The following is a 12,755-nucleotide window of genomic DNA, read 5'->3' on the forward strand; positions in this document are numbered from 1 at the left end:
TCTTTAAATGTATACGTGTACACACGTTGCCGCGGTAGCGGCTCTTCTCGTCTCCTCTTACCTTGGTGCGCAGGTAAGCGTCCTCACTCAGCACAATGACCTGGAACGAACCGGTGTGAATGCGAAAGAGAGGATGCTTACGCCGGCCAACGTCAACACCACTCACTTTGGATTGCTCTTCAAGCGTGAGGTCGACGATCAGGTTTACACGCAACCGCTGCTGGCGACGGGAGTCCAGATGAATGGCGGGACCCACGATGTGGTCTACGTTACAACGGTCAATAACAGTGTCTACGCCTTCGATGCGAATGACCGGGAAGCCTCAACACCGATCTGGCATGTGAACTTCGGCACTCCCGCGGGTCTGCATGATGCTGACTTTGGCTGTCTCGACATCAACGGCAAGATGGGGATTCTTGGAACTCCCGTGATCGATGTTGCCGAGCATGCTCTCTATGTGGTCGCTTCGACGAAGGCCGGCGACGGATTCATGCAGCGTCTGCATGCGCTCGACCTGGCGACAGGCGCCGATCTCCCTAACAGTCCGGTGACGATCTCGGCTCCGGGCTTTGATCCGCTATTGCAGGCCCAGCGGCCCGGGCTCGTGCTTGCGAATCACGCCATCTATATTGGCTACTCCTCGCACTGTGACAAGGGACCGTACCATGGCTTTCTGCTCGCCTATGACCAGAAGACGCTCCGCCAGACGGCTGTCTTTAATGCGACGCCTACGGGGCAGGCAGCAAGTATCTGGCAGTCGGGCCAGGCGCCGTCGGTCGATGAGCAGGGAAATATCTATGTCGTTACAGGGAATGGTTCCTGGGATGGGGAGCAGAACTTCAGCGAGAGCTTTCTCAAGCTAAGCCCGGATCTGAAATTGCTTGACTGGTTTACGCCCACAAACCATTTCGACCTCGACAAACGGGATATCGATTTGAACTCGTCAGGCGCAACGCTGGTTCCCGGAACGAATCTCGTGCTTGGCGGAGGAAAAGAGGGCGTGCTATACGTGCTCGACCGCGGCAGTTTTGGTCACCTGGGAGATGAACATGCGCTGCAGCACTTTCCGGCGACCGGCTCGCATCTGCATAGCCTGGTTTTCTGGAACAGCGCCCAGAGGGGATCGCTTCTCTATATATGGGGGCAGCGGGATCGCCCACGCGTCTATCGGCTGCAGGGAGACAGGATTGATCCCACGCCGGTGATGAGCCGGCCGGAGGTCAACGAAGGCCATCCTGGCGCAATGCTTTCGCTCTCGTCGAATGGCGGACGAAACGGCATACTCTGGGCCGCGATTCACGCGACGGGCGATTCGTGGCACGAGTCCCGTCCTGGTGTCCTGCACGCCTATGACGCAGACGACATCGGCCACGAGCTCTGGAACTCGCTTGAGAACCGGTCGCGCGACGACTGTGGCAACTATGCCAAGATGGCTCCTCCTACGGTTGCAAATGGAAAGGTCTATCTCGCCAGCTTCGGAACGGAGAATATCGGCACGGGACAGTTCTGTGTCTACGGTCTGCTTCCTGACGGAGCTCCTCCGTCTCGTCCGGTGAAGGTGAGCGCAGCAAAGCAGCCATCAGGAGTAGCGCTTACCTGGGAAGCTGCCGCGGCAGGCTCCATAGGTCATGTGACCTATCGTGTGAACAAAGCCGAAGATAACGGCAGCTTCAGGAATATCGCTTTGGGGCTGATGGCGCCGGCGTTCTTCGACAATTCCGTATCTGCAGGTCACAGCTATCGTTATGTCGTTACGGCTCAGGATGCAAATGGCGCCAGCCGCCCCTCTGACGAGGCCGTAATCGCTATTCCGAAACAGAGGGAGGCGACCAATCACGTGGCGCATTAAATGCGATAGAAACAAACGGTTGTTGATGAGCAGTCTAGCGGTCGCGTTCGTCTAATGAAGCATTCGTCGAAACCGAAGCGGGCCCTCAGGCATCAGCTTGTTGGAGAGTGTTATAAAAAGTCGACGGTAATCCCCGCCGGTCTTGTGGAAGCAGGGCTTGCTGCCGCCTGGTTAATCCATACCAATCGAGGAAGACGTGATGAAACAGTTAGTGTTCGCGGGAGTTTCTCTCGCGCTGGCGGCGTCCCATGCCATGGGACAGATCAATGCAGGCGACCAGAAGCCTGAGGCGAGTGTGCCGTTCAACATGGTTCAGGTAACAACGCTCGATCTACCGTGGCGGATCGCGTTCCTCCCTGACGGGCGGATGCTGATTACCGAAAAGACCGGAGCTCTGTGGCTGGTAACGCAGCAGGGCGCTAAGATGCAGGTTTCGAATGCTCCCGCCGTTCTTTATGGTGGACAGGGCGGCATGCTGGGTGTGTATACCTCGCCGCACTATGCCAAAGACCACAGCGTCTATCTGACCTACTCTGAGCCGGGCGAGGGCGGTTCGAGTCTGGCGCTTGCGCGTGCACAACTTAAGTGCAGTCAGGACGCGGCGAGCCTGGAAGATCTGAAGGTGATCTGGCGCGATGGCGAACGCGGAAAGGGAGGCCAGTTCGGCGCGCAGATCGCATTCTCTCCGGATAAGAAATATCTCTTCCTCACCGTTGGCGAACGGCAGCGCATGACGCCCGCTCAGGATCCCAACCAACCGCTGGGTAAGATCCTTCGCCTCACATTGGATGGCAAGCCTGCGCCGGGGAATCCGATGGCGGGAAAGACCGGGACGGCCAGCGTGCCGGTGATCAATCCTCCGGAGGACACGGAAGCCGCGAAGACTGCTCCAGTAGTGAACACCTACACCTTCCCCGGGTCAAACCTGACACCGTCGGAGACCTGGACCAGCGGACACCGCACGCCCTATGGTCTGGCCTTCGCGCCCGACGGCAAGCTGTGGGAAGTGGAGCATGGTCCGCGCGGCGGCGATGAGCTGAACCTGATCCAGCCCGGCAAGAACTATGGCTGGCCGCTGGTCTCCTATGCGGTGAACTATAACGGCGTGCCTATCCCCAGCCCGGACACCCGCTCTGACCTGACCAAGCCTGTTATCTACTGGACGCCTATCATTGCGCCCGGAAACCTGATGTTCTACACCGGCTCGATGTTCCCGCAGTGGAAGGGATCAGCCCTGATCAGCGCACTGGCAGGGAAGTCGTTGCTCCGGATTACCTTCGACGGTAAGGGCGGAGCCAAGCCTGCCGAGCGCTGGGATGTCGGTCATCGCATCCGCGACGTAGAGCAGGCTCCCGATGGCGCGCTTTGGATGCTGGAAGATGCCAGGGGTGGCGGCGTCTTTCGTGTGACGCCGAAGTAGGTCTGAGCTGTTTTGAAAAGGAAGCGGGTGACGAGGATTCGTCACCCGCTTTTGTTTTGCGACTACGCCGGATCAATGTTCATGGTGCTGACCTCGACAACCACGCCGCCCGGGGCGTTGCAATAAAAGCTGTGTAATCGCGTGTTTATCCCACACTGCTACGGTGAAGGTATTCCCTTTCAGGAGAGAGACGTTCATGATCGTGTCGCGGCGGCAGTTTCAACAGATGGCTTTTGCAGCAGCCGGAGCTGCTTTGCTGGAGCGCGGCGCGTTGGCGCTGACTCCTGCAAAGCCGGGCACCTTCCGCTTTGCTGTCATTACCGACACACACATCATCGACGACTTCTATCGTGGGCCGGAGGGAAGTCCCGAAGACACGGAGACGATCTTCAAGGCCAACGCGAATCTGCTGCAGACACGGGCGACGATCAACGCCATTACACCTGCGGTCGAGCAGGTCTTCCACGCTGGCGACTTCTTTCATAACTATCCTTCGGCGGATTACGACTTCTACTTCAAGAACAAGACCCGTATCGACATCGCGTACGAGATGGTGCAGGGTTTCAAGGCTCCGGTCCACATCGGTTTCGGCAACCATGACTACGACGAGCACCAGACGCCCGGCGTCTCGCGCGAGATGTCGAACCGGCTGTTCGAAGCCAAGCTGAAGACCAAGCCGTACTATGCGGTGGACTACAAAGGCTTCCGGTTTCTACAGTTGAATAACTTCCTGGGGGAGACCTGGGACCCGAAGGCTCCTGTGAAGATGCGTCAGATGGGATCTCTGGGAGAGGAGCAGTTGAACTGGACCGAGGCACAGTTGGCGGAGCGCAAGCCTACCGTGATCCTGATTCACTATCCGCTCTGGCTGCAGCAACCGACAGAAGTGAAGGACTATGGTCTGCATCCGATGCTGCGCAAGTACAGCGACAATATCCAGATGGTAATCGCCGGTCACTGGCACAAGTGGGTCGACTTCTCGCGCACCTATGGCCCGCGTCACATTGTGTCGGCGGCGACACGGTATGACCCGAACGCGTTCATGATCTTCGACGCTGACCCGAAAGCGGGAACGATCGAATGGATCGATATGGCGCGGACGCAGTGGTCCACGCACTACTCCACACCGTACAAGCTCTAGAGCATTTTTCCTGTAGGTGTAGTGCGGGGCTTATGCATTTATGGGCGTTTTCCGCGATGAAAACGCCGCTGCACGCATTCTCCCGGGATACCCAGCAACAGGAGAAATGCTCTAATTGGGATAGGGAATAACACGGGCTGCCAGGATGGCAGCCCGGCGATTTTTAATGAGCTGGGATAACTGCGGCGGCAGCCTTTGGCGTAACGGCTGCGGGTTGCTGACCTGGCTGTTGCTGTCCAGGCTGGGCCGGAGCATATTTGCTGGCGCACTTGGCCTGAATCTGGGTGGCGTGAAAGACGCCGTCGCGGCCGTAGGTACCCATGGCGAGAGCCTGGGCATCATCCTTGAAGGTGTCGGGAAGCGGCTCCATGCCCTGGTAGCTGACGCGGACGGTTTTATCCAGTTCCACGAGCGTGAAGTCGGCGTGAGTTCCGCTGCGAACGACGGAGCCGGGTTGCACGTTGCCCGCGACGCGCAGGTGACGCGTGTAGGCCTTGTTGCCCAACTTCTGCAGCTCACTGATGGTGACGTAGTAGCTCTTCGAGTCGCCGATACCGGAGATGGCAAGGTACACCACGGCGGCAATGACGACGGCACAGGCAAGACCGATACGGGTAGTGCTGTTCATAAGACTCCCGGAACCATTTTACCGTTTCCTGGCCGCCTTGGGGCAATGCTTCGCCGGCTCTACGGGCGTATACTCAAAGTTTCATACCCAGTCCTCTGGAGAGGTAGATAAGACAATGAGCGCACACGGAAACGGCCACACTGTACACGCCAACGGCAGCGACTATATCGTGCCGAAGCCGCGGGCGGAATGGATCGTTAACCGCAAGAAAGAGGCCGAGCGCACGGGCGACTGGAACATGAGCCAGATGCACTTTGCGCGTAAGGGCCTGGTGACGGAGGAGATAAGCTTCGTCGCCCACAAGGAGAAGCTGGCGCCGGAGTTTATCCGCGACGAGATCGCCGCCGGCCGCATGATCATTCCGGCCAATATCAATCATCCCGAGCTGGAGCCGATGGCGATCGGCGTCGGCTCGCTTTGCAAGATCAACGCCAATATCGGAAATTCGGCGATTACGTCGAACGTCGACGAAGAGCTGCGCAAGCTGCACACCGCCGTCCACTATGGCGCCGACACCGTGATGGATCTGTCCACCGGTGGCGACATCCCGATGATCCGCGAAGCCATTCTGCGCCACTCGCCCGTGCCGATCGGCACCGTGCCGCTGTATGAGGCGCTGAGCCGGGTGAAGAAGGTCGAAGATCTGAGCATCGATCTGTACATGGAGGTGATCGAGGAACAGGCGCAGCAGGGTGTGGACTACTTCACCATCCATGCCGGCGTTCTGATCCAGTACGTCCCGATGGTCTCCAAGCGCATTACCGGCATTGTGAGCCGCGGTGGCGCCATTCTGGCGCAGTGGATGACCTCGCATCACAAGCAGAACTTCCTATATGAGAACTTCGATCGCATCACGAAGCTGCTGGCGAAGTACGATGTCAGCTACTCGCTAGGCGACGGTCTGCGTCCTGGTTCCGTGGCCGATGCCAGCGATGAGGCGCAGTTTGCCGAGCTGAAGACACTGGGCGAGCTGACGCAGCAGGCCTGGAAGGACGATGTGCAGGTCATGATCGAAGGTCCCGGTCACGTTCCGATGGACAAGATCAAGGAGCAGGTCGACAAGGAGGTCGAGCTCTGCCACGGAGCTCCGTTCTACGTGCTCGGACCCCTGGTGACGGATATCGCTCCCGGCTATGACCACATCACCTCAGCCATCGGTGCTGCCATGATTGGCTGGCACGGCGCTGCGATGCTCTGCTACGTCACTCCGAAGGAGCACTTGGGGCTGCCGAACGAGAAGGACGTGAAGGACGGCATCATCGCCTACAAGATCGCAGCGCATGCTGCTGATATCGCACGGCATCGTCCAGGCGCCCGCGACCGCGACGACGCCATCAGCCACGCCCGTTATACCTTCGACTGGGATAAGCAGTTTGCGCTGTCGCTTGATCCGGATACGGCTCGTTCGATGCACGACGAGACGCTACCGGATGACTATTACAAGGAAGCTGCTTTCTGCTCGATGTGCGGTCCGAAGTTCTGCTCCATGAACTGGTCCAGCAAGGTGGATAAGTACAACGAAGAGGTTCACGGTCTGAAGAAGAACGACCTCACGCAGATCGTGACCGAGCAGATGGCTCTGCGGGGATAAGCCTCTCGCGAACATAAAAGAAGGGCCGCTTCCGATTCGGAGCGGCCCTTTCTACTGCAATGGTTTTCAGTTAAATTTCATTCTCCGGACTAACCTCGGGCCGAACGACTAAAACTGGTACCCAGACCAGGGCAAGAAGCGCAACACCGAAAATGAGGGTATGAGGCATGCCGGTTATTCCTTCTACAAACATCTTCGCTGCTTTCTCGCAGAATCGTTATCCCTGAACCGGGCCATAGGGATACACCGAAAGTTGCAAAATCAGCGGACGGTGGCGCGGGCGAGAAAGGTCTTCGGCTGTTCGTCTTCCGTGGACCAGGCGAGATAAACCGAGCCATCCTGACCGAGGGATGTAGTGGGATACCGGCCTCCCGATGCGACAGAAGGCAGCGCAGAGGTACGTGAGATGGCGCCTCCGGCTGAGACGCTATAGAGATATGGGACGAGGGGAGACCATTCGCCGGTCTGTCCGGCGGCGCGCCCTGAGAAGGAGACGGCGATGGAGCCGTCCTCGCGCTGTGAGAGATAGGGATGGTTGGCCGAAAGGATCCCTTCGCTCACGGGCTTGGCGGATTTAAAGATCTTTCCTCCGTCGGATGAGGTGGCCAGGCGAATGCCCGGTTTCTGCTCCGAAGCGGTATACCAGCTAACGACCGGGTTGTTGTGCTGAATGGCGATCACCGGACCGGACTCCGGGCAGCCGAACAGCTTCCACCGGTCGGTTGAGACGCGAACCGGGGCGCTCCAGTGTTGTCCGCCGTCATGTGAGCTGACGAGGGCAATATCCCGCTCATTGTCATCGTAGACGTGCCGGTAGACCACATACACGGTGCCATCTGCCGCAACCGCAGCCGACGGACGGCAGCAGGGGCAGGAGAGATCTGCCACACGGACGTTGGGCTGGAAGGTCATACCCTTGTCGGTCGATCGCGCCAGATAGACGGAGAAGGTTCCGGGGGCCGAAGCCGGTGAGCGGCCGTCGAGCCACACTGCGTAGATGTCGCCGTTAGGAGCGACCGTGAAGCTGGCAAAGCCTGTATAGCTTATATCTCCCGCGGGTTTATCGACAGGTGAGACGAGATGCGGCGGCATGTGCGCCATGCCGGGCGAGGTGCGGGCAAACTGCAGGGTCGTAGCGCCTGCCTCATCATGCTGTTGCCACAGGGCATAGGCGTACATGCCGCGTGCAGCAATCTGCGGTGCATTTTCCGCTGCAGTGGAGACCATGGTTCCTGCGGCGTTGAGTACGGCCGGTTGGCCCCAGTGGTCGCCCGCGTCGTTGCTGGTTGTCAGTGCGAGCTTCGATCCGCCTTGCGAACGGTCGACCCCAAGGAGATAGAGGTCTCCGTTCACCGCGGAGGCTACGACTGGCCGCATCAGCGCAAACGGGAGCTGATGCGGTTGTGGCTCAAAACGGAAGCCTGGTTCAGCCGTTGCCGCACTCTGCTCATGCCGGCATGCAGTCGTCAGCAGAGACAACAGCAGGGCAGCAGCGGGGACGAGGCGACGAGCCGTCATCAGTGGGCAGCGCCTTCCAGAATCTGTGCGGCCTGGTTGAGGGCTTCGGTCAGGACTCCGAGCTGTGCCTGGGCCACTGCGGCGTCCGGTTTGTTGTTGATGCCGCCTTCCATCGCCTCATTCACTCCCGGAATCACCACTGCAGCATAGCCGGTGTACTCGCCGGGAGCGTAGATGACGTGCTTGTACCAGGGGCGGTTGGGCAGGCCTTGCGACGAGATGAAGGCGCCTTCGACAGCCCGCAGGTTGTCATTCAGCGCCTTCGGGTTGCCGCTGACGCTGTTCTGCCGGCTGCGAATAGCTGAACCGGCAGTCTCAAACCGCTTGGCGGCGACGGCTGCGGCGTCGAAGTTCAGTGTCAGGCCATCGGTCGATGCCTTCTTTTTGGCGGTGGAGATGTACTCCTCTACTGCCTTTCCGTACGCCTGATAGTCATAGGGCAGAACGTCAGCGTCTGCCATATGCAGAATCTCCAGACCGAAGACGCGGGCCTGTTGCTGCTCATAGACGAAGGTCGGATCTGCGTTCTTGACGAACCACGCGTAGTTATCGAAGACCGAATGGTAGACGCCATAGCGGCCGCTGGAGCCGATGTCGGTTGCCGGTACGCCGATATGTTGGATAAAGGGCGTGTAATCAGACCCGGAGCCGAGAGCGTCGACCTTCACATCGTTGTCGACGGAGGTCACGACATTGCTGGCGCTGGTGGAGGTGCCGCGTCCGCGGCCTTCTTCCTGAGACTTCTTCCACTGGTCGTACACGGTGCCGCCCTTAGGGCTGGGGACGGACTTGGTTACTTCGCGGACAAACTGCTGCAGCGAGGGGACGGAGGAGGCTCCGAAGTCCGGGCCGCTGACGCCAACGTCGGTATTGAAGTAGGCGACGGCGTGCTGTAGCTCGGCCGCGTGCTCTTCGGCCCATTCGGTGGAGCCGACCAGGCCCTCTTCTTCCGCATCCCAGCTTCCGATGATGACGGTGCGCTTCGGCTTCCAGCCCTGCTTGAGCAGCTCACCCAGGCCATGTACGGTCTCCAGCATGGCGGCGGTGCCGCTGTTGGGGTCGACGGCGCCATAGACCCAGGCATCGCGGTGATTGCCGGCGATGACCCATTCATCAGGAGCGTCCGTGCCGGGAATCTTGCCGATGACGTTCCAGATGGTGCGTACGGCGTAGTCCTGCTCCAGACGCATGTGTGCGGTAACGCCCTTACCGCCGAGGTGGTAGGTGAAGGGAAGTGCGCCCTGCCAGGGGCGGGGAGACTCAGGACCGCCGAGGGCGCGCAGAATCGGCAGGGCGTCCTGGTAGCTGAGCGGGTTTGCAGGGATGCTGGGCTGATCGTCCTGCAGCTTGTTTTCAGGCAGACGTGCGGAGTCCGGCAGCTTCTCGGTGGAGGCGACGCCCGGTGTCTCGGGATCGCCGGTATATTTCGCGATGAACTGCACGCTGCCGCGCTGTACGGCGTTGTCAGGTCGGAAGGCTCCTTGCGGGTACTTGTCACCCTTCACCCAGCCATCATCGGCGGGGTCAGAGTAGATCAGTACGCCTGCGGCTCCCATCTGCTGGGCGATATAGACCTTTACGCCGCGGAAGTTCTGGCCGTAGCGCACCAGGGCGATCTTGCCGTGCATGTCGATGCCGAGTTCCTTGATCTTGCGGAAGTCGGCAAGCGTCCCGTAGTTACAGTAGATGACCTCGCCGGTCACGTCTCCCGAGGGAGAGGAGCCGTTGAAGGCGGGCAGGATGCGCGGATCGTCCTGGAAGGGATCGCCGTCGACATGCTCTTTGGTCGGACCGGCCATCAGCTTCTTGCCCTTGCTGTCGAAGGCCTCAATGCTGATCTTCTTCGGCTTATTCAAAAGGACGCGGTAGGGAACGACCTCGGTCTGCAGGCCGGCTTCCTTGAACTTCGCCGCGACGTACTGCGCTGTCTTCAGGTCTTCGGGAGAACTGGCCCAGTGGGGCTCGGCTGTAAGGGTCTTGAGGTGCTGGCCGGCGAGTTTGGGATCGGGCACAGCAAGGAAAGTCGTATCCCACTTCTGCTGCTGGGTGAAGTCACGATATCCGAAGACGGACGGCGACTGCGCTACGGCGGCGAGGCTGACAAAGGCAAGAGAGACGGCAACGGCCTGGGTGCGATGCACTCGTGAAGATCCTTCCTGTCGTGAATCTCGTATGAAGGACAGAGTACAGCACCCAGGCCGCTATTGCAGCGCCAGGGCATGGCCTAGGCGGCGGGTACCGGCTGTGTGCAGAACTTGCAGCGTGTGGCGTCTTTGGGAATGTCGCTCTTGCACTCCGGGCAGGCACGGGTGTCGGCCGGCGGTGGAGGATTAAAGCGCTTAAGAAGGTACTGCATGGGCAGCACCATAAAGAAGTAGACGACCGCGGCGTTTAGCAGGAAGGTGATGACGGCGTTAAAAAAGTTGCCGTATTTCACAACGCCGCTGCCGACGTGCAACTCCAGGTAGCCGAAGTTCGGTTTGCCGACGGTAGCCGCTATCAGCGGGGTAACGATGTCACCGACCAGGGAAGTGGTAATTGCTCCGAATGCCGCACCGATCAGGACGGCGACAGCAAGGTCAACGACGTTGCCACGAAGAATAAAGTCGCGAAAGCCTTTCAGCATGCCAGGTCTCCTTACGCGTATTAACATGCGGCTGCCGGATGACCGTCAGCGCGTGTTGGTAAGCCAATGCGCATAAGGATACAGAAGAAAGAAGACCAACAGGGTCATAACCATGAGATCGGCGTATATCAACAGAAGTACCCCCCCGTGATACCAGGACCATTTGCGGCGCATACAGCGAATGCACTCGATGGTTCCGAGGAAGGAGAGGAGCGTCGGCAGGATGAGCCACAACGTTGCCCGGTTATTTGGAAAGTCAGAAAGCCAAATGCCTACGGCAAACGAGCCAAAGACCAGTAGACCCCCACGTAACAGAGACTTCTGACGAAGGTCGAGCAAGCCCGGTACTGCCATCTCTCTATGGTACTTCTCTTGCGAGGCTGGTGCCTGCTGCTACCAAGCTGCGTGAGTCAACCAGTGAGCATAGGGATACAGAAGAAAGAGCAGCAACATCATCAGCACCATCAGATCGGTGTAGACGAGCAGCAGTACGCCACCGTGATACCAGTCCCAGCGGCGCTTCATACAGCGGAGTGTCTCGCATGTGCCCCAGCATGCGGTGAGCAATGGCACGACGATCCATGGCGAAGGATGGCTATTCGGAAAGCCGGAAAGAAGAAACCCTGCCGCAAAGCTCAGCATTGAAAGCAGAGAGCCTCGCAGCAGGGATTTCAGGCGCGGTTGAAACAGGGCGAACAGGGTGGCGTCGCCCTGGGTATAGCTAAACGGCCGGTACGGCAGACTCCGCATCAAGCATCTCCTTCATCGACACCTCGTAGGGTGCCTGAAGGACGCCGCGCTCGGTTATGATCGCCGTCACATACTTCGCGGGGGTGACATCGAAGGCGGGGTTCTCGATGCCCACGCCGTGCGGGGTCATCTGCTTGCCGTTCGAATGCGTGACCTCGACCGGGGAACGCTGCTCAATCGGGATCTGATCGCCGTGCTCTGTTGCCAGATCGATGGTCGACCAGGGAGCGGCGACGTAGAACGGGATACCGTGTTCCTTGGCCAGAACCGCGACGGAGTAGGTACCAACTTTGTTGGCGACGTCACCATTGGCAGCGATACGGTCTGCGCCCACGATCACAGCCTGAATGCGGCCCTGACGCATCAGGGTGCCGGCCATGTTGTCGCACAGGACTGTGGTGGGGATGTTGTCCTGCATCAGTTCCCAGGCGGTGAGGCGTGCGCCCTGGAGGTAGGGGCGGGTCTCATCGGCCAGGACGTCGATCTTGTGGCCACGTTCCACGGCGGCACGAATGACGCCCAGAGCAGTGCCGTAGCCGCAGGTGGCCAGAGCGCCTGCGTTGCAGTGCGTCAGTACGGTGCCTTCCTGCGGAAGCAGGGTCGCGCCGTGGGCGCCCATCTGCTTGCAGGCTTCGATGTCAGCGTCATACATGGCCTGAGCTTCAGTGATAAGAGCGGCCTTGATCTCGGGAATGGTGACACCCGGCTTCGCGAGGAGTTCCCTGTACTTCTCGTTCATGCGGTCGATGGCCCAGAAGAGGTTCACCGCGGTTGGACGGGTAGCCGCAAGCACCTTGCTCATCTCTTCGACTTCAGCGCTGAGCTGGCTGAGCGTGGTGGCGGAGCTGCGGTCGACACCAAGCGCGATGCCCATGGCGGCGGAGACACCAATAGCAGGAGCGCCGCGCACGATCATGTCACTGATGATGGTGGCAACGTCCTGGTAACTGGTCGCGGTGACGTAAATTTCGTCGAGCGGCAGCTTCGTCTGATCGATAAAGCGGACGCCTTCGGGTGTCCATTCGAGGGTGGGAATCATCGTCTATTAGTTTATCAATCGGGCGGATGTAGTGGGGAAGGACATTCGAGTGCAACTTGAACTGTAAGTTTGTTTGTCATTTCGTAGCGCAGCGGAGAAATCTGCTTCTCTATCGATACCTTCTCGGGAAGAACATCGCGCTTCGCCCGAACGTCCCACCCATCGCGTTGCGATGGATGGGGCACCCAATTCG

General features: G+C 59.3%; 11 protein-coding genes. 4 read left to right on the forward strand and 7 right to left on the reverse strand.

The genetic code is table 11. From position 1 onward, the window contains the following. Positions 1-7 precede the first annotated feature (7 nt). The 3 genes from AB4Y89_RS01615 to AB4Y89_RS01625 all read left to right on the forward strand — a co-directional run bounded on the left by AB4Y89_RS01615 (position 8) and on the right by AB4Y89_RS01625 (position 4,410). Positions 8-1,849, forward strand: a complete 1,842-nt coding sequence (locus AB4Y89_RS01615) for a hypothetical protein (protein WP_442299168.1) — start codon at positions 8-10, stop codon at positions 1,847-1,849. Between the two features lie 199 nt (positions 1,850-2,048). Continuing rightward, positions 2,049-3,269, forward strand: coding sequence for a PQQ-dependent sugar dehydrogenase (locus AB4Y89_RS01620; protein WP_442299169.1), 1,221 nt, complete (start codon positions 2,049-2,051; stop codon positions 3,267-3,269). A 196-nt stretch (positions 3,270-3,465) separates the two neighbouring features. Continuing rightward, a complete protein-coding gene (locus AB4Y89_RS01625; RefSeq protein WP_442299170.1) occupies positions 3,466-4,410 on the forward strand; it encodes a metallophosphoesterase family protein in 945 nt (314 codons plus the stop codon). Between the two features lie 163 nt (positions 4,411-4,573). On the opposite strand, the gene AB4Y89_RS01630 is transcribed toward AB4Y89_RS01625, so the two are convergent. Then, complete coding sequence (locus AB4Y89_RS01630) at positions 4,574-5,038, reverse strand: cytochrome c maturation protein CcmE (RefSeq protein ID WP_442299171.1); 465 nt, start codon at positions 5,036-5,038, stop codon at positions 4,574-4,576. A 115-nt stretch (positions 5,039-5,153) separates the two neighbouring features. Here AB4Y89_RS01630 and thiC point away from each other — a divergent pair, with 115 nt between their 5' ends. Further along, positions 5,154-6,629 (forward strand): phosphomethylpyrimidine synthase ThiC, encoded by a 1,476-nt coding sequence (gene thiC / locus AB4Y89_RS01635; RefSeq protein ID WP_442299172.1) that lies wholly within the window; start codon positions 5,154-5,156, stop codon positions 6,627-6,629. A 261-nt stretch (positions 6,630-6,890) separates the two neighbouring features. On the opposite strand, the gene AB4Y89_RS01640 is transcribed toward thiC, so the two are convergent. From AB4Y89_RS01640 to mtnA, 6 genes are all read right to left on the reverse strand, one after another. Next, positions 6,891-8,147, reverse strand: a complete 1,257-nt coding sequence (locus AB4Y89_RS01640; protein ID WP_442299173.1) for a sialidase family protein — start codon at positions 8,145-8,147, stop codon at positions 6,891-6,893. Beyond that, positions 8,147-10,288, reverse strand: a complete 2,142-nt coding sequence (locus tag AB4Y89_RS01645; RefSeq protein WP_442299174.1) for a M28 family metallopeptidase — start codon at positions 10,286-10,288, stop codon at positions 8,147-8,149. The genes AB4Y89_RS01640 and AB4Y89_RS01645 overlap by 1 nt, the downstream gene beginning before the upstream one ends. An 83-nt stretch (positions 10,289-10,371) precedes the next feature. Next, the gene (gene mscL / locus AB4Y89_RS01650) at positions 10,372-10,773 is read right to left on the reverse strand and encodes a large conductance mechanosensitive channel protein MscL (RefSeq protein ID WP_442299175.1); all 402 of its coding nucleotides are present in this window, start codon (positions 10,771-10,773) and stop codon (positions 10,372-10,374) included. A 45-nt stretch (positions 10,774-10,818) separates the two neighbouring features. Then, positions 10,819-11,127 carry a permease gene (locus tag AB4Y89_RS01655; RefSeq protein ID WP_442299176.1) on the reverse strand — a complete coding sequence of 103 codons (309 nt, stop codon included), beginning with the start codon at positions 11,125-11,127 and terminating at the stop codon, positions 10,819-10,821. A 39-nt stretch (positions 11,128-11,166) separates the two neighbouring features. After that, positions 11,167-11,523, reverse strand: a complete 357-nt coding sequence (locus tag AB4Y89_RS01660) for a permease (protein ID WP_442299177.1) — start codon at positions 11,521-11,523, stop codon at positions 11,167-11,169. Beyond that, a complete protein-coding gene (mtnA, locus tag AB4Y89_RS01665; RefSeq protein WP_442299178.1) occupies positions 11,495-12,562 on the reverse strand; it encodes an S-methyl-5-thioribose-1-phosphate isomerase in 1,068 nt (355 codons plus the stop codon). Before mtnA ends, AB4Y89_RS01660 begins: the two co-directional genes overlap by 29 nt. Positions 12,563-12,755: the final 193 nt, after the last annotated feature.

It is taken from the genome of Terriglobus sp. 2YAB30_2, assembly GCF_052114765.1.
Classification (GTDB): Bacteria; Acidobacteriota; Terriglobia; order Terriglobales; family Acidobacteriaceae; genus Terriglobus.